Origin of the sequence: Streptomyces sp. NPDC057302, assembly GCF_042667685.1 — a bacterium.
Classification (GTDB): Bacteria; Actinomycetota; Actinomycetes; order Streptomycetales; family Streptomycetaceae; genus Streptomyces.
The window spans coordinates 73,465-96,795 of the sequence record NZ_JBHUZJ010000022.1; the positions used below are offsets into that span (position 1 = coordinate 73,465).

The 23,331-nt window shown below is 71.3% G+C and carries 20 protein-coding genes and 1 pseudogene; 8 read left to right on the forward strand and 13 right to left on the reverse strand.

Going from position 1 to position 23,331, the window contains the following annotated elements:
- Nucleotides 1–19 precede the first annotated feature (19 nt).
- Nucleotides 20–2,395, reverse strand: coding sequence for an MFS transporter (locus ACFUPX_RS18130; RefSeq protein WP_383322823.1), 2,376 nt, complete (start codon nucleotides 2,393–2,395; stop codon nucleotides 20–22).
- 240 nt (nucleotides 2,396–2,635) lie between these two features.
- A complete protein-coding gene (locus tag ACFUPX_RS18135) occupies nucleotides 2,636–3,145 on the reverse strand; it encodes a MarR family winged helix-turn-helix transcriptional regulator (protein ID WP_383322826.1) in 510 nt (169 codons plus the stop codon).
- 420 nt (nucleotides 3,146–3,565) lie between these two features.
- Between ACFUPX_RS18135 and ACFUPX_RS18140 the strand changes: the two genes are divergently transcribed.
- A complete protein-coding gene (locus ACFUPX_RS18140) occupies nucleotides 3,566–4,996 on the forward strand; it encodes an MFS transporter (RefSeq protein ID WP_383322931.1) in 1,431 nt (476 codons plus the stop codon).
- A gap of 73 nt (nucleotides 4,997–5,069) precedes the next feature.
- Nucleotides 5,070–5,804 carry a hypothetical protein gene (locus tag ACFUPX_RS18145; protein ID WP_383322829.1) on the forward strand — a complete coding sequence of 245 codons (735 nt, stop codon included), beginning with the start codon at nucleotides 5,070–5,072 and terminating at the stop codon, nucleotides 5,802–5,804.
- Nucleotides 5,805–5,918: 114 nt separating this feature from the next.
- Here ACFUPX_RS18145 and ACFUPX_RS18150 read toward each other — a convergent pair whose 3' ends face one another.
- Entirely contained in the window at nucleotides 5,919–7,085 is a 1,167-nt protein-coding gene (locus ACFUPX_RS18150; RefSeq protein ID WP_383322832.1) for an FAD-dependent monooxygenase, read from the reverse strand.
- A 138-nt stretch (nucleotides 7,086–7,223) separates the two neighbouring features.
- Between ACFUPX_RS18150 and ACFUPX_RS18155 the strand changes: the two genes are divergently transcribed.
- Complete coding sequence (locus ACFUPX_RS18155) at nucleotides 7,224–8,186, forward strand: TetR/AcrR family transcriptional regulator C-terminal domain-containing protein (RefSeq protein WP_383322835.1); 963 nt, start codon at nucleotides 7,224–7,226, stop codon at nucleotides 8,184–8,186.
- A 474-nt stretch (nucleotides 8,187–8,660) separates the two neighbouring features.
- On the opposite strand, the gene ACFUPX_RS18160 is transcribed toward ACFUPX_RS18155, so the two are convergent.
- Entirely contained in the window at nucleotides 8,661–9,326 is a 666-nt protein-coding gene (locus tag ACFUPX_RS18160) for an ANTAR domain-containing protein (RefSeq protein ID WP_383322838.1), read from the reverse strand.
- Nucleotides 9,327–9,469: 143 nt separating this feature from the next.
- On the opposite strand from ACFUPX_RS18160, the gene ACFUPX_RS18165 reads away from it, so the two are divergent.
- On the forward strand, nucleotides 9,470–9,817 hold the full coding sequence (locus tag ACFUPX_RS18165; protein WP_383322841.1) for a hypothetical protein: 348 nt from the start codon (nucleotides 9,470–9,472) through the stop codon (nucleotides 9,815–9,817).
- A 28-nt stretch (nucleotides 9,818–9,845) separates the two neighbouring features.
- On the opposite strand, the pseudogene ACFUPX_RS18170 reads toward ACFUPX_RS18165, so the two are convergent.
- From ACFUPX_RS18170 to ACFUPX_RS18200, 7 genes and pseudogenes are all read right to left on the reverse strand, one after another.
- Nucleotides 9,846–10,076, reverse strand: a pseudogene (locus tag ACFUPX_RS18170) (acyl-CoA desaturase); the annotation flags it as partial.
- Between the two features lie 10 nt (nucleotides 10,077–10,086).
- Nucleotides 10,087–10,953, reverse strand: coding sequence for an SGNH/GDSL hydrolase family protein (locus ACFUPX_RS18175; RefSeq protein WP_383322844.1), 867 nt, complete (start codon nucleotides 10,951–10,953; stop codon nucleotides 10,087–10,089).
- 122 nt (nucleotides 10,954–11,075) lie between these two features.
- Nucleotides 11,076–12,509, reverse strand: a complete 1,434-nt coding sequence (locus tag ACFUPX_RS18180; protein WP_383322847.1) for a carboxylesterase/lipase family protein — start codon at nucleotides 12,507–12,509, stop codon at nucleotides 11,076–11,078.
- A complete protein-coding gene (locus ACFUPX_RS18185; RefSeq protein ID WP_383322850.1) occupies nucleotides 12,506–13,990 on the reverse strand; it encodes a long-chain fatty acid--CoA ligase in 1,485 nt (494 codons plus the stop codon). Before ACFUPX_RS18185 ends, ACFUPX_RS18180 begins: the two co-directional genes overlap by 4 nt.
- Before the next feature lie 146 nt (nucleotides 13,991–14,136).
- On the reverse strand, nucleotides 14,137–15,342 hold the full coding sequence (locus ACFUPX_RS18190; RefSeq protein ID WP_383322853.1) for a PucR family transcriptional regulator: 1,206 nt from the start codon (nucleotides 15,340–15,342) through the stop codon (nucleotides 14,137–14,139).
- Nucleotides 15,343–15,503: 161 nt separating this feature from the next.
- Nucleotides 15,504–16,826, reverse strand: coding sequence for an MFS transporter (locus ACFUPX_RS18195; protein ID WP_383322856.1), 1,323 nt, complete (start codon nucleotides 16,824–16,826; stop codon nucleotides 15,504–15,506).
- 250 nt (nucleotides 16,827–17,076) lie between these two features.
- The gene (locus ACFUPX_RS18200) at nucleotides 17,077–18,012 is read right to left on the reverse strand and encodes a hypothetical protein (RefSeq protein WP_383322859.1); all 936 of its coding nucleotides are present in this window, start codon (nucleotides 18,010–18,012) and stop codon (nucleotides 17,077–17,079) included.
- Between the two features lie 189 nt (nucleotides 18,013–18,201).
- Between ACFUPX_RS18200 and ACFUPX_RS18205 the strand changes: the two genes are divergently transcribed.
- Complete coding sequence (locus ACFUPX_RS18205; RefSeq protein ID WP_383322862.1) at nucleotides 18,202–18,438, forward strand: hypothetical protein; 237 nt, start codon at nucleotides 18,202–18,204, stop codon at nucleotides 18,436–18,438.
- A 46-nt stretch (nucleotides 18,439–18,484) separates the two neighbouring features.
- On the opposite strand, the gene ACFUPX_RS18210 is transcribed toward ACFUPX_RS18205, so the two are convergent.
- Nucleotides 18,485–19,123, reverse strand: coding sequence for a TetR/AcrR family transcriptional regulator (locus ACFUPX_RS18210; RefSeq protein WP_383322865.1), 639 nt, complete (start codon nucleotides 19,121–19,123; stop codon nucleotides 18,485–18,487).
- Nucleotides 19,124–19,189: 66 nt separating this feature from the next.
- Here ACFUPX_RS18210 and ACFUPX_RS18215 point away from each other — a divergent pair, with 66 nt between their 5' ends.
- Genes ACFUPX_RS18215 through ACFUPX_RS18225 form a run of 3 tightly spaced genes read left to right on the forward strand, consistent with a single transcriptional unit; the run spans nucleotide 19,190 to nucleotide 22,298 of the window.
- On the forward strand, nucleotides 19,190–20,812 hold the full coding sequence (locus tag ACFUPX_RS18215) for an FAD-binding oxidoreductase (RefSeq protein WP_383322868.1): 1,623 nt from the start codon (nucleotides 19,190–19,192) through the stop codon (nucleotides 20,810–20,812).
- A 9-nt stretch (nucleotides 20,813–20,821) separates the two neighbouring features.
- Nucleotides 20,822–21,349 carry an isochorismatase family protein gene (locus ACFUPX_RS18220; protein WP_383322871.1) on the forward strand — a complete coding sequence of 176 codons (528 nt, stop codon included), beginning with the start codon at nucleotides 20,822–20,824 and terminating at the stop codon, nucleotides 21,347–21,349.
- Nucleotides 21,350–21,404: 55 nt separating this feature from the next.
- Nucleotides 21,405–22,298 carry an NAD-dependent protein deacetylase gene (locus ACFUPX_RS18225; RefSeq protein ID WP_383322874.1) on the forward strand — a complete coding sequence of 298 codons (894 nt, stop codon included), beginning with the start codon at nucleotides 21,405–21,407 and terminating at the stop codon, nucleotides 22,296–22,298.
- A gap of 51 nt (nucleotides 22,299–22,349) precedes the next feature.
- Here ACFUPX_RS18225 and ACFUPX_RS18230 read toward each other — a convergent pair whose 3' ends face one another.
- Entirely contained in the window at nucleotides 22,350–23,297 is a 948-nt protein-coding gene (locus tag ACFUPX_RS18230; protein ID WP_383322877.1) for a LysR family transcriptional regulator, read from the reverse strand.
- Nucleotides 23,298–23,331 lie beyond the last annotated feature (34 nt).

Sequence of the window (23,331 nt, forward strand, 5' to 3'; positions counted from 1 at the left end):
TGGGTGGACGGTGGAAAGCTCAGGGCGCCGGGTGGGACAGCTCGATGTCGAGGGCGTCGGAGCCTGGGCCCGTCACGCGCAGCGGGGTGGCGACGGGCGGGTAGCCGCTGGCGATGACGGAGTACTCCCCGGCGTCCAGGTCCGTGAAGGCGTATGCGCCGTCCGCGCCGGTGGTGGCCGTCGCGGCGACGTTGCCCGCCGCGTCGACGAGCGTGACGCGGGCGTCCGGCAGCAGGCGCAGATCGGGGGAGTGCACCGAGCCCTGGAGCCGGGCGCCCGCGATGAGGGCGATCTCCACCCGGCCGGGTCCGCCGTCGCCGACCGTTGCGGGAACGGCGGTCGGCCGGTGCCCCTCTGCCTGCACGGCGACGGTGAACTCACCGGCGGGCAGCTCCTCGAAGGTGAACTCCCCGTCCTGGCCGCTCTGTCCGGTGGCGAGCACCTCGCCCCGCACATCGGTCACGATCACGACGGCGGCGGCGACCGGAAGCCCGTCGGCGCCGGTGACACACCCGTTCAGGCCCTGCGGACCGGAGAGCAGGATGTCGTACGCGAGCGGCTCCTCACCGATGCTGACGGTGGCCGCCTGCGGCTCGTGTCCGGTGGCGGCAGCGATCAGTACGTAGGTGCCGGCGCCGGGTGCGGTGAGTTCGTAGCCTCCGTCGGGGCGGGCCACGGTGCGGCCCAGTTGACGTCCCGTCAGGGAGATCAGGGTGACGGTGGCGTGAACGGCACCGGTGGAGGTGCGGATGTGTCCGTGGAGGGTGGGGCCGACCTGACCGGGCGTTTCCTGGCCCTCGGCAGAGGGTGTTGCGGGGGCCGGGGTTTCCTGGGCCGGAGCCGCCGGCCGGGCCTGCTGAGGGCGGCGGAAGCCGATCAGGGTGGCCGTGGCGATCAGGGCCACCAGCATGCCGACCGCGCCGATGGTCATGCAGACGTGGACCGCGTCGGTGAAGCTCGCGCCGATCGCGCCGAGTGCGGGGCCGGTCGCCTCGGGGGAGAGCCCGAGGTGACCCGCGGCGCCCACGCCGCCCTGCGCGAGGGCCTCGCCCACCCGCTGCTGGTCGGCGGCGGGCAGCCCGGAGTCCGCGAGGTGTCCGGGCAGTGCGGAGGTGAGCCGGCTGGTGAGAACGGCACCGAGGACGGCGGGGCCGAGGGCGCCGCCGAGCTGACGCAGGGTGTTGTTGCCCGCGCCCGCCATGCCCGCCAGGTGGTGCGGGACGCTGCCGACGGCGACCGCGCTGATCGGCGTCATCACGAAGCCCATGCCGAGGCCGAACAGGGCGAGGGGCCCTGCCATCGCGCCGAACCCCGAGTCGGTCTGCAGGCCGGTCAGCCACAACATGGCGCCGCCGGTGCCGAGCAGGCCGACGCACAGGAGTACGCCAGGTGCGACCTTGCCCATCAGACGGCCGACGAGCGGGCCGGTGATGATGGAGACGCCGTTGAAGACGAGCATCCGCCAGGCGATGTCGAGGACGGAGAGCTGCTGAACGCTGCCGAAGAAGAGGCTGAGGGTGAAGACGGAGCCGATCATCCCGAACATGACGATCGCGTTGACGACACCGGCGCCGGTGAAGGGACGCACCGCGAAGAGTTTCAGGGAGAGCATCGGCGAGGGGGAGCGCAGCTCGGCGACGATGAAGGCGATCAGGCCGAGCGCGGCGGCGGCGAACGCGACGACGACCTTGGTCTGGGCCCAGCCGTGGACCCCGCCGCCCTCGATCACGCCGTAGATCAGGCCGATGATGAAGACGATCGCGGCGATCTGGCCGGGGACGTCGATGGCGCGGCCGTGCGCGGAGCGGGAGTCCTCCAGCATCCGCACGGCCACCAGGCCGGTGACGGCGGTGATGACGGCGGCAGGCAGGAAGATCCAGCGCCAGCTGGCGTGCTCCAGGATGACACCGCTGATCAGCGGGCCCAGGGCCATGCCGATGCTCAGGGACGCGGCCCAGGCGGCGATGGCTTTGGCGCGGGCCCGGAAGTCCGGGTAGGCGTGACTGATCAGGGCCAGTGTGGAGGAGGCGAGAGCCGCGGCGCCCGCACCGGCGATGGCCTGGCCGGCCCAGACCTGCTCGACGCTGTGCGCGGTCAGGGACGTCACGGAACCGGCGGCGAACAGGAGCATGCCCGCGAGGTAGGCCTTCTTGCGGCCGTACAGGTCACCGATCAGGCCGAAGGTGAGGATCAGCGCGGCCATCGGCAGGATGAACGCGTCGGAGACCCATTGCAGGTCGGACGTGGAGGCGCCGAGCCCTTGCTGGATACGGGAAAGGGACACCGAGACGCTGCCGATGGGCACGTAGGCGGCGAACATCCCGAGACACGCCAAGACGGTGGTCAGTGCCGGGCGCGCGACGGCGCGGTGGTGGGGGGTGGATATCGCGGACATGGTGAGAGGGCCCTCCTGATCGAACGCGCCGGTCAAGTTATCAGTTGCCTGTCAAAGTCCCAAATGACTGAGACTGGAGGGCACGGTGCGCGCCGATGCGGGAGCTGAGGGCCGTTCTTGGGGTACGGCTGGGAGACCCGGGACGGTCGCCGGGGCGTGGCCGGTCCGTACATGGCTGGCGGGCTGGCGGCTGTTCGTCGTGAGAGTCCGGCGCCGGTCGGCCCCGGCCGCGAAGGGCTGTCAGCCGGCCGTGGGCGGATCCGGCCACATGCGGGCTACGGGGGAGTCGGGGCCGTCGAGGGCCACGGCGATGCGGCGCATGCCGAGCGTGAGACGGTTCAGTTCATCGGGCCCGCCGACCACTTCGCAGAGCCGTTCGACGACCGCTTCGACGAGCTTCCGCCCCTGGGCCATGCCCAGCAGCCCCGCCTCGGTCGGCTCGACCAGCACGACCCGTTTGTGTACGGGGTGCGGATGCCGATCGATCCACCCGATCTGCTCCAGACGCGCCAGCGCCGTCGTCACGCTCTGCGGAGTGATGTTCTGCCCCCGGGCCAGATCCGCCCCGGACAGCGGCCCGTACTGGTCCAGCGTCATCACGATCCCGAGCTGCGTCATCGTGACGCCCAGGGAGCGCAGCCGCTCGTTCAGGGCGCGATGCACGGAGTTGTTCGCCCGCCACATCGAATGGCTGAACGTCTGGTTCCACGGCGTGTCGGAGGCTGTCCCCTCCGGGCGACGGCTCGGCATCTTCAACTCCCTGCGGGCAAACGGCCCTCATCCTAGCCGTGGGGGGACCCGCCCCGTCGTCCACTGCTCGCCCCGCGATGAAGGCGGCCGGGCCTTCTGCGAAGCCCTCGGTATGCGCGCCGTCGCCATTGTCTACCAGGACGACCTCGACGACTTCCCCAGGCGCCACTCGTCCTAGCCGTGAAGTGCGGTGGGCGTGAAGTGCGGTGGGACCACGGGGTGCTTCCGGGGCGGACCGGCCTGGGTGCTCGATACATGGGTCTCTCGCCGCTGCCGGATTGGGCGGTTCGTGGTGTTCTGTTGTTTATGAGTAGCTCAGGAGAGCAAACTTCTGCTGGTCAGGTGGGTTCGGCCGGGTCCGGGACGGAGCCGGACAGCCGTCGCTGGTGGGCTCTGGCCGTGATCGCGCTGGCGCAGCTGATGGTCGTCCTGGACGCGACCATCGTGAACATCGCGCTGCCCTCGGCGCAGCGGGAACTGGGTCTCACCAACGGCAACCGCCAGTGGGTCATCACCGCCTACACGCTGGCTTTCGGCGGTCTGCTGCTGTTGGGCGGCAGGATCGCCGACCTGGTGGGGCGCAAGCGGTCGTTCATCGTCGGGCTGGTCGGCTTTGCCGCCGCCTCGGCCTTGGGCGGTGCGGCCACGGGCCCCACCATGCTCTTCGCCTCGCGCGCCCTCCAGGGGGTGTTCGCGGCGGTCCTCGCCCCGTCGGCTCTGTCGCTGCTGACCACCACCTTCAGCGACGGCAAGGAGCGGGCGAAGGCGTTCGGCATCTACGGAGCCATCGCGGGCGCCGGAGGTGCGCTCGGTCTCCTGCTCGGCGGGATCCTGACCGAGTACCTGGACTGGCGCTGGTGCCTCTACGTCAATGTGCCCATCGCCGTGCTCGCCGTCTTCGGTGCCGTCTCCCTCCTGCACGACCGCACCGGACACAAGGACGCCAAGCTGGACGTCCCAGGAGTGGTCTTGGGCTGCGGTGGACTGGTCGCCGTGGTCTACGGGCTCAGCGAAGCCGAGTCGCGCGGCTGGACATCGGCCATGGTCCTCGCACTGCTCGTCGGAGGTGTCGCTCTACTGGCGGTGTTCGCCTGGTGGCAGGCGCGGGCGGCGCATCCCCTGCTCCCGCTGCACATCGTGAAGAACCGCAACCGCGGCGGCTCGATGCTCACCATGGGCCTGGCCACCATCGGCATGTTCGGCGTGTTCCTGTTCATGACCTACTACCTGCAGAGCATCCTCGGGTACTCACCGGTGAAGACCGGCTTCGCCTTCCTGCCCATGTCGATCGCGATCATCATCGGGTCGACGCAGATCTCCGCCCGACTGCTCCACCACGTACCGCCCCGGCTTCTGATGGGCCCCGGACTGCTGCTCGGAGCGGCGGGCCTGTTCACCCTGACCTTCCTCGGCACCCACTCGAGCTACGCCGGACACATCCTGCCCGGAATGCTGATGCTGGGCCTCGGCCTTGGTCTCACCTTCATGCCCGTCATGGCGACCGCCACGGCGGGAGTGGCCCCGCAGGACGCGGGCGTGACCTCGGCGACCGTCAACACCGCCCAGCAGGTCGGGGGTTCCATCGGCACGGCCCTGCTCAACACCATCGCGACCACGAGCACCGCCACCTACGTCACCTCCCACATGGGGGAGGCGCAACGCACCGGACAGCTGACGCCCAAGGGGAAGGCCGAGATCCTCGACTCCGGCGTGGTCCACGGTTTCACCGTCGCCACCGGCTGGGCAGCCCTGATCATGCTCGCCGCCTCCGCGGTCGCCTTCCTCCTGGTCAACGCCCGAGCACCGCGCCACCGGGACACGACGGCAGCGCCCGAGGCCACTTCGGTCTGACCTGCCCGCCTGTCCAACTCACGGGATGCCCCGGCCACTTGGTCCTCCGATCAGGCCGCTAATCTCCATGGGTATGACCGATTTTCGAACTCGCGACCGACTCGTCGGTGATCTCGCGAGACCGCCGGCCCGCCGCGTACTGCGGTTCGCCGCAGGCGCCACCGTGGCCTTACTCGTCGCCGACCTCGCCACGCGCGCCTACAACCACTACGACCCCATACCGGGCATCCGCAGGCTGGTGAACGTCGACGTCGAGGCCAACCTGGCCACCTGGTGGAACAGCACGCTGCTGCTTGCCGTGGCGGGCATGGCGCTGACCGCCGCGCTGCTCAGCACGCACGGCGCGCGCCCCGGGCGCGTGTCCTGGCTGGGTCTTGCCGCCGCGACCGCACTGCTCAGCGCGGACGAGACGATTTCGTGGCACGAGCGCCTGGGCGAGGTCGGCCGGTCGTGGAAGCAGTGGGCCGGGGGCTCGCTGCCCACGCACGCCTGGGTGTTGCCGGGCGCGGTCCTCGCGGCGGCGGGCACCGTGTGCGCCGTGCTGTGGGCGCGCAAGCTCCCGCGCGATCTGCGGAACGGGCTGCTGGGGGCGCTGGCGGTGTATCTGGGGGGAGCGCTGCTGGTTGAGGCGTTCAACGGCTGGGCACACGCGAACGGCCACAGCACCGTGCTCATGCTGGGAACGATCGTGGAGGAGGGTTTGGAGATGGGCGGCTGCATCGTCGCCCTCGCCGTCCTGTGCCGGTACGTGATTTTGGAGCATGACCCGACTTCCGGGCACGCGAGGGTCCGGTTGCGGGACGGGTAGTGCTGGATTTCGCTTGCAGTGGCTCCCCCTCCGGACAGGTCCGTGGGGCGGAGCCGCTTTCTCCCCTCCGCTGGAGGGGGGCTTGCCCACGGGCCGAGCCCGGCCGCTGGATCCTCAGCCAGCCGACGCGGCAGTAGAGCGGTCGGCGACCGGATAGTCCTTGAGCCTGATGGCCTGTCCTCGGACACTTTCCGGCATGCCCGCGGCGATCATGTCGAGCATCTCCTGGGTCGGTGTGCCCATGAAGAAGTGCTTGGCCCCCTCCCGGCCGGCCTGCTGGTGTTCACTGACGTAAGCACGCATCTGCTGCTCGTACGCCGCGTACGCCGCAGTGTGCTCACCGCCGGCCGCCGCGAGTTCCCCGGCCAGGATGTAGGCGCCGATCAGGGCCTGTGAGGTGCCCCGGCCCGAGGTCGGCGCCGCGCAGTAGCCCGCGTCACCCAGCAGGACCACCCGGCCCTTGGACCAGCGTTCCATCTCCACCTGGGCGTTGGCGTCGAAGTAGAAGTCCTGCGCGTCGGCGGCTTCCCGCAGCAGTCGCGGCACCTGCCAGCCGTCGTCGGCGAACCGCTCGGCCACGATGCGCTTGTGCTCCGCGACATCGCGCCGGTCGTACTCCAGCGGATCGGAGGCGAAGTGCAGTGCGGCCCTGGCCTCGGTGTTGTGGCGGGCGCTGAAGATGTTGGCCGCCTTGCCCGGCACGCTGTAGAGCTGGCCGGTGTTCGTCAGCCCGAGGTAGTTGTCCAGGCTGAAGATGGCGGTGTAGATGCCCAGGTGGCGGATGAACTGCTCCTCGGGGCCGAACGTGAGGGCGCGGGTGCGCGAGTGCAGCCCGTCGGCGCCCACCACCAGGTCGAAGGTGCGGGGCTCGCCGCGTTCGAACGTCACGTGCACGCCGGTCTCGTCCTCTTCCAGACTCGCGATGGAGTCGCCGAAGACGTACTCGACGTCGTCACGGGTGGCCTCGTAGAGGATGCGGGTCAGATCGCCCTTGAGGATCTCCAGGTCGCCCGCGAAGACCACCGCCGGGAGGGTGGCGTACTGCTTGCCGTCCCCGTCCATCAGCGCCGCATCACTCATCTCGGTGTCGAGAGCGCGTACTTGATCCAGGATGCCCATCCGGTCGAGGACGTCGAGAGCCTCACCGCGGAAGTCGACTGCGTACCCGCCGTCGCGTACCTGCTCCGCTCGCTCCACCACGGTGGGGGTGAAGCCGTGGCGGCGCAGCCAGTAGGCGAGGGCGGGACCGGCGACGCTGGCACCAGAGATGAGGATGTTCATGGGAAGCTCCTGTACGTCGTTGTGATGTGTACAACGTACGGACATAAAATCCATGCAGGGAAGGGGTCTTGAGCGAAAAGCGTGCTAGCTCGCTAGAGTTGGTGTGCTAGCACACTGCCGATATGCAGAGGGAGCGTCATGCCCGAGCAGCCGCCCTACGCCCGGATCGCCGCCGAGATCCGACGGCGGATCGAGACGGGCGAACTGCGCCCCGGGGAACGGGTTCCGTCAACCCGTCAGATCGCCCTGCGCTGGGGCGTGGCCACCGCCACGGCCACCAAGGCGCTGAGCGCACTGCGCCAGGACGGGCTGGTACGTGCTGTGCCGGGAGTCGGAACGGTGGTCAGTCCGTCGTCCGCCTCCGTGCCGAGGCCCAGCCGCTCCGGACGGAACGCTGCCCGCACCGCCGGCGCGGACACCCCCGACGAAGCCGTCCGCGCGGGCATCGTGCGTGCCGCGATCCGGATCGCCGACACCGAGGGGCTGACCGCGCTGACCATGAGGCGCATCGCCACCGAGCAGGACGTGGCCACGATGTCGCTCTACCGGCATGTGCGGAACAAGGACGAACTCGTCGCCCTCATGGCCGACGCGGCCTTCGCGGAAGAACCGCTGCCCGAGCCGCAGGAAGGGTGGCGCGCCCAGCTCGAGCACTGCGCCCGGACCCAATGGAAGCTCTACCGCGCCCATCCGTGGCTCGCCCGGACCATGAGTCTCAGCAGACCCGTGCTGGCACCCAACGGCATGCTGCACATCGACAGGGCGCTGCGCGCGCTCGACGGGCACGGCCTCGACGACAACGCCATGTTGCACACGGCCATCACCCTGTTCGGCTACGTGCGCGGCACGGCCGCCGACTTGGAAGCAGAGGTGCAGGCCAGCCGGGACACCGGCATCAGCGGCGAGGAATGGCTGGAGGACCAGGAGGAGGCGATGAACGCCCTGCTGGCCGGAGGCGCACTCCCGGCCTTCGCTGCCATCAGGCGAAGGCCCGGCGTCGACATCAGCGTGCAGTCGCTCTTCGAGTACGGCCTTGGGCGGCTGCTCGACGGTGTGGCGCTCCTCATCACGAACAGCGAGGCAACCGGCTCCTCCTCGTGAGGCGGTGGCTCGCCAACGGCCGCTCAAGGATCCGTTGGCGCAGCAGCAAGAGCGCGGTGCCGAACGACGGGTACTCAAAGGCTCGATCGACTCGCCGCGACCGCCGCCACCCAGCTGTAGCGCGTCTGTGCGGCCGCCGCCGCGCGGACGCGGCAGCGGCCGGGGGCGCGAGGTACCGGGGCTCCCCCTCGACCGGCCCTCGCGCGAGGTGCCCTCCGGGCGGCGGGGGCTGCGGGAGTAGCCTCGCTGGCCGTCACGCCCCGGTGGGCGGCGGCTGGAGCTGCGTTGTCGGTGATACGGCTCCAGCCGGTCTCGTGAAAGCGTGAAGTCTGTCACGGCTCGGGGGCTGGGAGCCCGGGGCCAGGGCGTGAGCCCGGCCCTCGCCAGCAAGATGCCCGCAGCCGCCCGCGGGGAAACGGACCGCTGCCTGCGGGGCGGCGCAGTCTGCTCCCGCCGCTCATAGGGCCGTATCCGTCAGGGCCGTCGTGAGCCGCCGTCGGGGTCGTCCAGGCGTAGTTGACGGGCAAGGATGGCGCGGGCGGTTTCCAGAAGGGGGCGGTCGTGGCCGAAGGCGTAGCCGCGGAGTCTGAGCAGGACCTGGGCGCAGGTGATGCCCAGTTGGGCGGAGAGCATGCCGGTGGCCTGGTGGACCTCGCTGAAGCGCAGGCCGGGGTCGTCGAGGAGCAGGGCGGCGGGGGCGCCGGGCCGGGCGGTCAGGCCGATGAGGAGTTGGGCGAGTGCGTCGGCGAGGCCGAGGGCGTCGGTGAGCTGCTCGCGGGTCATCGGGCCGGGGGTGGTGCGGTGGCCGGTCAGCACGCCCAGCGCGATGATCCCGATGCGCAGGGGGAAGGCGAACACGGCGTGCACCCCCAGGTTGTTGATGGCGGTGGGCAGGCCGGGCCAGCGGGAGGGGGAGAGCTGGGCGAGGTCGGGGGCCAGCACCATGATTCCGTACTGGGCGGTGTCCAGGCTGGGGCCCTGGCCCTGGACCAGTTGCAGTTCCTCCAGGGCCTCGGTGTGCTCGCCGTGGAACTGCAGGGTGGTGATCGAACAGACCAAGGGATACCGGCCGAGCACAAGGGTGTCGACGTGGAGCAGGCTGCCTTCACCGCGCTGTGCAACTACGCTGGGCTCCCACAACCGCCGCGTGTCGTACGTGGTTCGCGTCTCATCGACAACTCCGGATCCTCCACGCCGACCTGGGTTCTGACCGGCCCACAGCTCATCGGCCCCGTCGGCCCATTTCCAAGCCGCCGACACGACACACAGGAAAGCGACACACGATGATGTACGACCAGGCACGTGCTCAGCAGCCGCCGGACAAAGTCCGGGGCTCTACCGAACGCCGAGCTCCGGGCCCGGAGCCGCTTCTTACGTCGGGCGAACGCGACCGGCTCGCCCTGCGATTGCAAGAGGCCGTCAACAACTTCGCCGGCAGCCCTCTCGAGGCACTGGAAGAAGCTGAGGGCACCTTCGATGAAGTCACCGCCCAGCTCATGAGCGCTCTCGCGGAACACCGGCGCGCCCTCCACGAGGGCTGGCAGGGCCACGACCCCGAAACGCAGTCGAACGAACTCCGTCAAACGATGCGGCAGTACCGAGAGATCACACAGCGGCTGCTGCGCACCTGAGACACCTCCTCTTCTCGCCACTGGGAGTTCACCTACGACGGGCGGCGATGCGGTCCGTAGCGGGCCAGCGCACGTCCCGTACCCAGCCCTGGCGTTCGAGGAGGCGGATGACGGCGGCGGAGGGGTCGATCTGGCCGCGGTCGACTCCGTGGCGGGCGCTGGTGGGGTCGGCGTGGTGGAGGTTGTGCCAGCTCTCACCGAAGGAGAGCAGGGCCAGGGGCCACAGGTTGGTGGCCCGGTCATGGCGCCGGGTCCGGGGTTCCCCGCTGTCAGCGCGGCGACACATCCGCCCGTACGGCATCGGCCAGAGCCCGGCCGTTAGCGCGCGAACCCCGGGCGTTGGGGTGCAGGGGGAACGCGTCGCTGGTGGAGACGGCGCCCTCGATGTAACGGTCGGCCGCGGGGGCGCAGGAGTCGTGGTCGGTGCCCAGGTCGTCGGTGTCGACGAACGTGGCCCCGTGCCGGGCGGCCGTGGTGCGCAGTACCCGGCCGAGCTGATTGATCTTCGCTTGGATGTAGTCGGCGTCCTGGCCCCAGTAGGGCTGGACGGGGAAGCAGCCGCCCGTACGGAAGTACTTGCCGTAGCCGACGACGAACACCTCAGCGTTCGGGGCGCGTTGGCGGACGGTGTCGAGGACGACGTCGAACTTGGGGGCCCAGGCGTCGATGGCCGTGCCGTAGCGGTCGGTGCCGCCTTGGGTGTAGGTGGCCGCGCAGCTCTTGCCGAGCGGCTTGGGCAGCAGGTTGAGACAGTCGGAGGGGAGGCTGGACAGCGCGTTGTCGTTGGCGCCGATGGTGATGCTGACGAGGTCGGTTCCGGCGGAGAGCGCGTCGTACTGGGGCGCGGTGCCGGGGTGCTGCGAAGCGGTGAAGTCGTCGGCGGTGGCGCCGGAGCAGCTGACGTCGGTCAGGTCGGCGCCGAGCGCCCCGGCGGCGATGTGCGGGTAGTCGGCGAGCGAGCGGACGCACTTGGGGTCGGCGGGGTCGGCCGGGCGGACCAGCGGGGCGGCGGCGAAGGAGTCGCCGAGTGCCACGTACTGGAGGCGGTCCTTCTCCGCCGCGGTGGCGGTCGGTGCCGCGGCGGCGGTTCCGCAGAGCAGGGAGGTGACCAGCAGGGCGCGCAGAGGTGTTCTCATGGGGATGTCCCTTTCATGGCTGGGCGGGTGATGGGGCGTCAGAGTGTGGGCTCGTGCGAGTGCGTGGGCATGCCGGTGCGTGCTTGGGCGAAGGCGATGATGGTGGTACGGGGGCTGCGGCCCTAGGACCACAGGCGGCGTTCGCGCTCCCGGGGCGCGAGCACGACGCGGGCGCCGTCGGCTGCGTACGTCATGACGGGCCGCTCGGTGCTCCACTGCGGCCAGCCGGGGTCGCCGCCGCACGCGAAGGCGACCCACGCGCGGTGCATCGCCTCGGCCAGGTGGCGCGGCGCCGTCTCGCCCGCGAGGAGCAGGCTGTCGGGTGTGTCGAGGGTGTCGAAGACGAAGCCGATCTCCAGGGCGTGGCAGGCGCCGAGGCCGTGCTGGGGGGACGGCCAGGCGAACTCGTAGACGAAGGTCCGGCCGGGGCGGTCCACGCGGGCGTCGGCGAGGCGGTTGAGGGGGATGCGCAGCACCTTGTCGGTGACCATGGCGCCGAGGATCTCGCCGGGCGACGCGCCGGGCCTGGTGGCGCGGTAGACGCCGGGGGCCCTGAGGGGTGCACGGTCCTTGAGGACGGCGGCCCACAGGGTGGCCCTGCCGATGCGGTCGACGAGGCCGCTGGGAACGAACCACAGCCGGTACTCGTCGGTGTTGCCGCCCATCAGGACGTCGATGCCGTCGGCGGCGCCCCGGGCGAGCGCGGTGGCGGGGTCCTCGGGCAGAACGTCGCCGTCGACGACGAGGTGGAAGCCGCGGCCTCCGGTCAGCGGGGTGCCTCCCGCGGTGGCGGCCCGCTGGGCGGCGAGCAGCCGGGCACGGTCGACACGGGCGAAGTCCGCCGCGGTGGCCGGGACTTCGAGGTGCTCGGCGACGGCTTTCGTGGTGCGCGCCGCCTCCGCCCGGTCGACGGCCGTGGGAGCTCCGCTCTGCAGAACCGCCCGCCGGAAGAGGCCCTTGGCGTGCGGGCTCGCGAGCAGCGCCGCGATGCTGATGGCGCCGGCGGACTCGCCGAAGACGGTGACGTTGTCCGGGTCGCCGCCGAAGGCACCGATGTTGTCGCGCACCCAGGCGAGTGCGGCGATCTGATCGCGCAGGCCGAGGTTGGCGGGGGCGTCGGGAAAGACGCCGAACCCTTCGATGCCCAGGCGATAGTTGAGCGAGACCAGGACGACGCCGTCGCGGGCGAAGGCCCGGCCGTCGTAACTGGACACGGCGGACGAGCCGTTGCGCAGGGCGCCGCCGTGGATCCACACCATGACCGGGCGGGCGCCGTCGCCGGGCGCTGGGGTCCAGACGTTGAGGTTGAGGCAGGCGTCGCCGGGGACGTCCGGGTCGGGCAGGAGCGCGTCCAGGGGCGGCGCGTAGGGATTCTTGGGGGCGGTGGGCCCGTAGCCGCCGGCCTCCAGGACGCCCTCCCAGGGTGGTACGGACGCCGGGGGAGCGAACCGCAGGGGGCCGACGGGCGCCGCGGCGTACGGGATGCCGCGGAAGACGGCGATGCCGTCCTGGACGGTGCCGCGTACCGGGCCGCAGGCGGTGTCGACGACGCTCATGCGCAGGACTCCTTCAGCTCGCGCTTGAGGACCTTGCCGCTCGGCCCGAGCGGCAGATGGTCCAACAGCCGCACGACACGCGGGTACTTGTGTCTGCCGAGATGCTCGCGCGCCCACGCGACGATGTCCTCGGGCGCGTCGGTGGCGCCGGGGCGCAGGACGACGGCAGCGCAGATCTCCTCGCCCCTGGTCTCGTCGGGCAGGCCCAGGACGCTGACCTGGGCGACGGAGGGATGGCGGGCCAGGGTCTCCTCGACCTCGCGCGGGTAGACGTTGAAGCCGCCGCGGATGATGAGGTCCTTCTTGCGGTCGACGATGCTCAGATAGCCGTCGGCGTCGTGCACGCCGAGGTCGCCGGTGCGGAACCAGCCGTCGACGACGGCGGCCGCGGTCGCCGCCGGGTCGTCGAGATACCCGGCGAAGATGTTGTGGCCGCGCAGTACGACCTCGCCCACGTCGCCGGGCGCGAGGAACACGATCCGGTCGTCGGCCTCCGCGTCGGCGACGGCGGCTTCGACGCCCCAGATGGGGTGCCCGACGGTGCCGGGGCGGCGGCCGGTGGCGAGCTGGTTGAACAGGGCGGCCGGTGAGGTCTCGGTGAGCCCGTAGCCCTCCAGGACGACGGTGCCGAAGGCGGCCTCGAAGCGTTCGAGCAGCGCGGTGGGCAGGGCCGCTCCGCCCGAGACGGCCATGCGCAGGCCGCCGGGACGGTCCGCGCCGTGCTCCACGGTCTCGGTCAGGGCGTGGTACATGGTGGGCACGCCCATGAAGACACTCACGCCTTCGGCTGCCATCAGGTCCAGTGCGCCGGGGCCGGTGAAGCGGGCACACAGGACGAGGGCGGAACCGGCGCGCAGGGCGGCGTTCATGGCGCAGGACTGGCCGAAGCTGTGGAAGAGCGGCAGGCAGCCGAGGACCACGTCATCAGGGGTGAGGGCGAACAGGTCCTGGGCGCAGACGCTCGCGTTCATCACCAGGTTGCCGTGGGTGAGCAGCGCGCCCTTGGGCCTGCCGGTGGTGCCGCTGGTGTACAGGATCACGGCGGTGTCCTCCGCCTCGCGGGGCTCGACGCTCTCCAGGGGCTCGCCGTCGGTGCTCACGTGCAGTACGTCGATGCCGACCTCGGTCGCCGCCGTCTTCGCGACGGCTTCGAGGGGCCCGGCGGTGATGATCGCGCGGCAGTCGCTGTGCCGCAGCACGTAGGCCACTTCGTCGGCGACGAGCAGGGCGTGTACGGGGACGACCGTGCCGCCGGCCGCGAGGACCGCGTAGTAGGCGCGCGGGAAGTCGGTGGTGTTGGGCAGCAGCAGGGCGACCCGGACCCCCGGACCGACGCCCTGGGCGCGCAGCCGGGCCGCGAAGCGCAGGACGTCGAGCCACAGCGCGCGGTAGGAGACGCGGACGTCGCCGTCGATCACCGCGGTCCGGCCCGGATGGCGGACGGCGGATTCCTTGAGGATGCTGGCGACGCTCAACTGCACGGTTGCTCCCTTGCGCGTACGAACGGTGGTGTCCGACGGCCTCAGCTTCTGGCACCCCGCCGTCGCGGGGCCATGTGCAAGGGCCCAACGTCACCGTGCGTACGGTGGGCAGCGGCACCGCACCCCACTGGTCGCCCGCTGCCGGTTCAGTGCGCGAGCTCCAGGGCCCGCAGGGCGAGCGCCCAGCCGAGCCGGGCCTCACCGGAGTCGGCGGGCCAGCCGGTGAGTTCGGCGACGCGGCTGATGCGGTTGAGGATCGTGTTGCGGTGGCAGAACAGGCGCGTGGCGGCGGCGGACGCGGAACAGCCCGAGTCGAGCCAGACGCCCAACGTCTCCAGGAGCACCGGGCACTCGGCCCCGCTGCGCAGAACGCCATCGAGGTAGCGGGTCGCAAGCCGGTCGGCGATCTCCGGCTCCGCGCCGAGCGCGGCGTGCACCAGGCGCTCGTCCAGCGAGGCGACTTCGCCGCTGCCCGGCGGGAGGGTGTCGAGGGCGCGCCGGGCCAGGCGCAGCCCCTGGGCGGCGGCGGGCAACTCCTCGAAGGGCGGCGATATCCCGGCCCGGCAGACACCCTGGCCGCGCAGCACGTCGGCCAGCGGGGCGCAATCGGCCGCCCTGACCCGCACCAGGCCCGCGACCGTCTCCGCGCGGGGCCGCCAGAACGACCACATGCCCAGGGACTCGAGCGCCGGGCCGGGGTCGGGCGGGGAGGCCGGATCCAGGTCGTCCTGGGCGATGACGACGACCACGTACCGGCCCTGCCGGGGCACCCCCAGGGCCGTGGCCGCAGCGGAGGCCACGGCGGGGTCGCCGCCCCGGCCGTCCAGGAGCGCCTCGAAGAGGGCGCCGCGCCGGGACGCCTCGCGGTGCACGAGCTCAAGGGTGCGCAGCCGGTAGGCGTCGGCCATCGCGGAGGAGAACCGGTCGATGGTCTCCCACACCGCGCCGGCCATGTCGCCCACCAGGTGCTGCTGGGCGGGCGAGCGATCGCGCATCCAGTCGGCCATCGCCTGCCACAGCACGCGTCCGCCGCGCCGGTAGGCACGCAGGACCGTGTCAAGGGCCATGCCCTGCTCGGCGCGCAGCCGCCCGTTCTCGGCCGCGACCGCCTCGAAGCGGTGATCGCTGGCCATTCCGCCGAACTCGTCCAGGGCCAGCTCCATGTTGCCGCGCAGGACGAGCCGCAGATCCTCGTGCGAGACCGGGCGACCGCTCGCGTACGTCGAACTGTGGGCGCAGATGTCGGCCGCCAGCCTGTCGACGAGCCGGTCGATGTCCTCGACCAGGGTCAGGGCCAGCTCGCGGCGCAGCGCCAGCTCCTCGTTCGTGGCGGCGTTCACGGCGTCGTGCATGGCTGAAGGATAAGCACGCGCCGCGGTGGCTGAAATCGTGCGATGGCCCAAGCCGTCCGATCAGGCAGTGGGCAGCCGCACAGCGCGGCCCCCCGGCGCACCGGTCCCGAAAGCGAGGGAAGCGGTGCACCGAGGGGCGTAGGGGCGGTCGGCGCCGGTGCTCAGTCGGCGATCGCCGGGACCCGGCCCGGCAGCACCCCGTCCTCGCGGCCCACGGTCCGCTTGAGGAGCGTGGCCAGGGCGATTCCGGCCAGGCCCGCGATGACGACGAAGACGAACGGGGTGCGCTCGCTGCCGGTGCGGCCCTCGATCAGGCCGAACACCATCGGGCCGAAGAAGCCGCCGAGTAGCCCGATGGTGTTGATGAAGGCCAGTCCCACGGCGGCCATCAGGCCCGACATCCGTGACATCGCCACGGACCAGAACAGCGGCAGCGTGCCGGTCAGGAAGAAGTTGGCGGCGAAGAGCAGCGCGTAGCGGGCCCCCACGGAGTCGGTGGGCAGATAGGCGCCCATGGCGGCCGTCCCGGCGACGGCGCACAGCACGATCAGCCCCGTGTCGTTGCCGATGCGGCCGTGCAGCCAGGGGAAGAACAGGACCCCGGCGAGGATGGCGACGCCCATACTGCCGGTGACGAGCCCGATGTTGAGGGAGCCCTCGACGCCGAGCCCTTCCACGATGGACGGCAAGTTGAAACCGATGGCCGAGGTGACGAGCTGGTTGACGAAGTACGTGCCGGCGAGCAGCAGCACCACCGGGCGACCGAAGGCCAGCTTGAAGTTGCCGCGCAGGCGGTGCGGCGAGGGCTCACCGGCGGCGGCGCGCTCCGAGAGGGCGGTGGCCTCCTCCGGCGAGAGCCAGCGCGCGTCCTGCGGGCGGTTGGGCAGGGCGATCCAGACCACGATGCCGACGCCGACGGTCACCAGGCCCTCGACCAGGAACATCCACTGCCATCCCTGGAATCCGGCGACGCCGTCCAGGGCCATGAGTCCCCCGCCGGCCGGGGCGCCCAGGATCGTCGCGGCCGCGGGCGCGGTGTAGATGAGGCCGACGACGGTGACGCGGTACTGCTGGGAGAACCAGAGGGTGACCGTGTACATCAGCGCCGGGTACAGGCCGGCCTCGGCGGCGCCGAGGGCGAACCGCAGGGCGTAGAAGGAGGTTTCCCCCTGGACGAACATCATGGCGGCCGACACCAGACCCCAGGTGACCGCGATGCGTGCGATCCAGGCACGGGCTCCCACCCGGTAGAGCACCAGGTTGCTCGGGACCTCCAAGAGGGCGTAACTGACGAAGAAGACGCCCGCGCCGAGCCCGTACGCGGCGGCGCTCACGCCGATGTCGGCCTCGAGCTGCGTCTTGGCCAGCGCGACGTTCGTCCGGTCCACGTACGACATGAAGTACGCCAGACCGAGCAGGGGAAGCAGCCGGCGTATCGCCCTGCGGGTCGCGGCCGTGTGAAGCGCTTCGGAGGAAGTGGGCATGGCAGTCCTTCCCGCGGGCGCAAGTGAGCGCAGCAGGCCGTGATGGAGGAGAAGCGGTCCGCACGTCGCCGCTCAGCGGTTGCGGGGGTGCGTCGCTCGTGGACGTTCAGCTTCGGGGACGGCCGAGCGCCCCGGCCATGTGCAGGTGCCCACCATGAGCGGCGGCCGGATGGGCACCGGCACGCCGTCGTCCGTCGCGGGGGAGCTGCCCGGTCGCCGCACGCGCGCCCCGCGTCCCGCCGTGTACGACCTAGCCGTGCCCGCCGAAGCGCGCCGCGACCGCCTGCTCCAGGGACAGGCCGCTCGCTTCGTCCTCCGGTTCGAGGAAAGCGTGGATCACGGCGAGGGTGAGGGTGCCGGTCAGGGAGCGTTGGCGGGCGTCGTCGACGACACCGGAGGCCGGGTCGCCGAGGGCGCGCAGCGTCACGCCGTCATTGGCGGCGGAGAGCGCGTCGGCCAGGTCGTCGAGCGTGAGCCCCTGACGCAGGCGCAGACCGCGCTCCCGCAGGACGGCGGCGTACAGCTCCTTCCACGAGCCCAGGTAGTCGGCGTAGATGCCCGAGGTGATCCGTGCGATCTCCTCGTCGGCGTCGGCCACCGTCATGAGGGCGAGGCCGAGTCGTACGGAGGGCAAGTCCATGCCCTCCGTGGTGTGCCGGTGGGCGATGTCGTGGACGGCGCGCACGAAGTCGCGGCCGTCGCGCCCGTGCACGAGCCGCCTGGTGTTCGCCGCACGCTGCGTGCGGAACTCCGGGCGGTAGTTCTCCTTCCACACGGCGAAGTTGATCAGATCGACGATGAAGTTCGAGTACGGCGTCCAACGGTCCCGCAGCAGCCCCGCGCCGTCGCCGTGGCGGTCGAAGGGGCCGGCGTTGTGGCCGAACGCCTCGCCCACGCAGCGCTGCGACAACGGGCCCAGCAGCAGACTCTTGCTCGTGACCGGCCGCTCGGCACACGGACCGAAGTGCTGTTCCAGCAGCCGCATTCCGGCGGCCAGGAGGGACGCCGTCACGCGGTGGTTCGCGAGCCGGGCGCGGCCCCAGGCGGTACGTCGGTTGAGGCGCGGCAGGATCCCTGACAGGTCCTGGTCGTACGGGAAGGGCAGGTCCCGCTTCCTGCGGTGCGTGCGCGGCTCGCGCCGGTCGTCCAGGTCATCGCTGCCGTCCCTGTCGTCCCTGGTCTTCATGCGCGCATGCTCGCCGCAGCGGTGACGGCCAACAACCCCTCAGGCGCGTGGAGGTGGCCGCATTCGCGGGGAGGGGGCCGGGGTCCCACTCGCGCCCACACAACTCCACGCTCCTGCGGGGCATCGAATCGCGGGTCCAGGGCGGTAGACCGGGCAGCTCCCCTTCCCTCTTCCAGAAGGACGGTCGACATGCCTTTCTCCAGTACCGGCCTCGCTCTGTTGCTCCTGGCCTGCGCCGCCGCGAGCCACGCCCTGCTGCGGCTGCTTCTCGGGCTGCTCGCCGCGCACGCCACGCGCAAGGCCCTCAGCCAGTCGGACGTGCCCCAGGACGGGTCGGAAGCGGCGGAGCGACTCCGCGCCCACCGCCTCGCGGTCCTGCTCACCCTTCTGAACGGTCTCCGGAGGAGTAATGGTCACATCGAGTGATCCACCGCCGATGTCGAACCCTTAACCCTCACCCTGAACCTCAGCTTCAGTCTTGCCCGGGTCCAGTCCTGTCCGGGCAGAGCATGGTGACGATCCGTTCGAAGCGGGACGTCATCTGCGCGGCGCTCTGCTCGGGGTGGTGGCGCCACCAGGCGACGGCGGCGCTCACCGTCCCGTACCAGAGATGCGTGGCGAGGTCGGCGTCGAGCGGGTCGTCGGCCGGAGCGGCATGGAGGAACTCGGCAACGCCCACCGCACCCAGCCGGTTGAGCTCTCTCCGGTGGACGGTCGCCGCGCTGTGCAGGTCGCCGTCGGTCGGCAGCGTGGAGTCGTACACCAATTCCCAGTCGTGCGGGCGCGACTCGAGTGCGTGGAAGATGGCCCTGAGGGTGCGTGCCGCACGCGTGATGTCGGGTGAGCCCTCCTGCGCGTTCTCCACGGCCGCCACCAGGTGGCTGCCGGCACGCTCCAGACAGGTCAGGTAGAGCCCGTCCTTGGAGCCGAAGTACTCGTAGATCATGGGCTTGGTGATGCCCGCCCGTGCAGCCACCTCCGCGGTCGACCCGCGCGCCCAGCCCTTCCTGCCGAACTCGTCGGCCGCCGCGTCAAGGATCAGCCGCTCCCGGTCCTTTCGCGGCATCCCCTTGGTGCCGACCCCGCGCGTGCCCTTCTCCTGCTTGCCCATGTCCGTACCCTATGCCAAGGTGACCGGCAGGTAACTTACCCTGTGTTCAGATGGGCGGTGCGGGCCATGAAGGGCAAAACGCGTTCGTGGTGGGGCTGGGGAAACACGGAGGACGCGGTCTGCGGATCCGAACGCGAGGAGCTCACCCGCCGCCCTGCCGCCCTGCTGCCGAAGGCCGATCTGACCATCCATGAGGCTCCTCCGATCGAGGCGTTCGGCGTGGGTGCGAGCAGGATCAAGGCGCCGGACTCTCTGGCCGCCATCGTCTCCGCGGACGTGCGCGACCGCCTGGCGCACAGCCACGGGCAGGCCTTTCGCGATGTCGTACGCGCGCTCCTCGGCGCATTGCCCCACGTGCCCGACCTCGTCGTACGCCCGGCCTCGGAAGCCCAGGTCGTCCACGTACTCGACTGGTGCCACGACGCGAACATCGCGGTCATACCCTTCGGCGGCGGCTCCTCGGTGGTGGGCGGCGTCGAACCCCGGGTGGGGGAGCGGTACTCAGGAGTGGTCAGCCTCGACCTCACGTCGATGGACCAGGTGCTCGAAGTCGACCCCACCAGCCGGGCCGCCCTCGTCCAGGCCGGTGTCCTGGGCCCGCACCTGGAGGAGCAACTGCGGCCCCAGGGATACACCCTGCGGTTCTTCCCCCAGTCCTTCGAGTTCTCCAGCCTCGGCGGCTGGCTGGCCACCCGGGCCGGCGGGCACTTCGCCACGCGCCTCACCCACATCGACGACCTCGCAGAATCGCTGCGGGTCGTCACCCCCGCAGGCGTCGTCGAGTCCCGCCGCCTCCCCGGCTCGGGCGCCGGCCCCTCTCCCGACCGCATGTTCCTCGGCTCCGAAGGCTCGCTCGGCGTGATCACCCAGGCCTGGGTGCGCCTGCAGGACCGGCCGCGGTGGCGGGCCGGTGCCTCGGTCTCCTTCGCCCAGTACGACGCGGGCGTGCAGGCGGTGCGCGCGCTGTCCCAGTCGGGCCTCGACCCGGCCAACTGCCGCCTCCTTGACCCCATGGAGGCCCTGATCAACGCGGGCTCCGCGACCGCCGTCCTGGTCCTCGGCTTCGAATCCGCGGACCATCCCGTCGACGCCTGGATGGAGCGCGCGCTGGAGCTCTGCCGCGACCACGGCGGGACCCTGAGCGAACCGCCGCGCCACACCGACAGCTCCGCGAGGATTGTGCGCACCGCCGCCGCCGACACCTGGCGCTCCTCGTTCGTGCGCATGCCGTATCAGCGAGACGCCCTGGCCGCGCAGAGCATGATCGTGGAAACCTTCGAGACGGCCTGCACCTGGGACCGGTTCGACGCCTTGCGCGCGGCCGTGCACGACGCCGCCCAGGACGCCATGCGCCAGGTCGGCGCGGAAGGCGTGGTGACGTGCAGGTTCACCCACGTCTACCCGGACGGCCCCGCGCCGTACTTCGGCATCTACGCCGCGGGCCGGTGGGGCAGGACCGTGGAGCAGTGGGACGAGATCAAGCAAGCCGTCTCCCAGGCGCTCATCACGGCGGGCGCCACCATCACCCACCACCACGCGGTGGGCCGCGACCACCGGCCCTGGTACGACCAGCAACGCCCCGATCTCTTCGCCGCCGCCCTGCAGGCGGGCAAGAAGGTCCTCGACCCGGCCGGGATCCTCAACCCCGGTGCGGTCATTGACCCCTTGCAGACTCCCGGCCGTGCGTAGGCTGCGCCCATGGTCATTCTGGAACCCGCGAGCACGGCTCTCGTCCTGGTCGACTTCATGCCCCGGATCATTGACCTGTCGCTCGGCCCCCGTTCCGGCGCCGAGGCGCTGCACGCCGCCTGCGCTCTGGCCGAACGATTCCGGGCCGGCGGTGCGCCGGTGGTCGCGGTGCGGGTCGAACGGCCCCAGGTCGCCGAGCAGCCCCCAGGCAGCGAACTGCATCAGCGGGTGGCGGCCCTGGCGGACGAGACAGTCGTCAAGGGCACCATCGGCTCGTTCCACCACACCGGCCTGCACGACCTCTTGCAGGGGCGGAAGGTGACGACCCTCGTCCTGGCCGGGATCGCCACCAACATGGGTGTGGAATCAACGGCCCGCACCGCATCCGACCATGGCTACGAGCTGGTCTTCGCGGAGGACGCGATGACCGCTCTCACCTCGGCGGAGCACCAGGCCGCGATCGCCCTGAACCTGCCCCGCTTCGGCCAGGTGGCGTCCAGTGCCGAACTCACGCTGAAGGCCGCGGCGTCCTCCTGAGGCCGAGCCCGGCGTGGGACATGGGGATCGGCGCCCGAAACGTAAGCTGGCAGGTATGCGGACGCGACCTACGCTGACCTGGGAGCCCACCGGCGGCCTGCTGCCGGCCTCGACCGACCTCACGCCAGTCGTCCAGGCGGTGCGCGGCGGCGGGGTCGCGGTACTGAGCGGGGCCGGGCTCTCCACCGAGTCGGGCATCCCGGACTACCGAGGGGAGCACGGCTCCCTGCGCCGGCACACCCCCATGACGTACCAGGAGTTCGTCGGCGCCGAACAGGCCCGGCAGCGGTATTGGGCGCGCAGTCAGCTGGGATGGCGGGCCATGACGCGGGCCCATCCGAACGCCGGTCATCGGGCGGTGACCGCCTTGGCAGAAGCAGGTCTGGTCACCGGTGTGATCACACAGAACGTCGACGGTCTCCAGCAGTCCGCCGGGGCCCGGGACGTCATCGAACTCCACGGGAGCCTGAACCGGGTTATCTGCCTGTTCTGCGGGCAAGGCAGTACCCGTGCGGAGCTCGACCAACGGCTGCGTGCAGCCAATCCGGGGTTCGAGGCCGCCGCCGAGCGCTACCGCGCGGCGCGGGTCAATCCGGACGGTGACGTGGAACTGCCGGATGAGGCGGTTCGCGAGTTCCGGGTGGTGGCGTGCTCGGCCTGTGGCGACGGAGTGCTCAAGCCGGACGTCGTCTTCTTCGGAGAGAACGTTCCCCTCGAGAGGGTCGCGGCGTGTCGGCGCCTTGTGGAGGAGGCCGCCGTCCTGCTCGTGCTCGGATCCTCCCTCACCGTCATGTCCGGGCTGCGTTTCGTGCGCCAGGCGGCGGAGTCCGGCACGCCGGTCCTGATCGTCAACCAGGGCCCGACCCGGGGCGACCGCTGGGCCACCTTGCGGGTCGAACTGCCCCTCGGGGAGGCGCTGGGCGCCTTGGTGGCGCGAGTCGGTTCCTGAGAGTCCTCAGGGCGAAAGACCGGCGGCCCGCTGGCAGCACGGCATGTGACGTCAGTCGGCCGAGCCCCCGGGTGCATGCAGCGTCCGGCGAACCGCGTTGCGGAGCCAGTGATGGCCTCCGTCGGCGGCATGGCGAGGGTGCCAGGCCATGCCGATGGTCAGCGGCGGCAGTGGCAACGGGATGTCGAGGAGGCGAAGGCCCAGGGTGGTGGCGGGGTCGGTCAAGGGCGAGGGCGCGGCGCCGGGGGGTGCGGTGGGGATGAGGCAGACGATGTCGCTGCTGGCGGCGAGGGTCATCGCCGCCATGTGGCTGGGCAGGACGACGGCGACTCGCCGACGGAGGTTCCGCTCGGCCAGAGCTGTGTCCAGGGGACCGGTGAACCGGCCGCGGCGGCTCACCACCACGTGATCTGCGGCGGCCAGCCGCTCCGGGGTGAGCGTCCCTTCGGTGAGGGGGTGGCCGGGCCGGACGGCCGCCGCCATCCGTAGGGTGACCAGTTCCTCGATCCGGGTCTCGGGGTCCACGTGATCGATGGACCCGATCTCCAGGTCGATCCGGCCGTCGCGCAGAGCCGGCCCGGCTTCCAGATCCTCGGCCCGGAACCGGAACGAAATCCTCGGCGCCTCCTGCTGGGCCAGCCGCAGCATCCCCGGGGCCAGCGCCGCGCCGATCAAGTCGGCCGCCTGGAGGGTGAAAGTGCTGCGCAGGACGGCGGGATCGACGCCGGCGCCAGGAGCCAGCAGCGCTCCCAGACGGTGCACCACCGCAGCCGTCTCTTCGCGCAGAGCCTGGGCCCGGGGCGTGGGGACCATGGTCTGGCCGGCCCGGACCAGCAGCGGGTCCTGGAGGATGCGCCGCAGCCGGGCGAGGGTGCGGCTCATGGCGGCGGGCGACGTGTGCAGGCGGGCAGCGGCGCGAGTGACGCTCTGCTCGGTCAGCAAAGCGTCCAGCGCGACGGCGAGATTGGCGTCGATGACAGGCTCTGTACTGCTGCTCATGGGCGTTATTCCATTTCAGGCAATGATTCCGTGC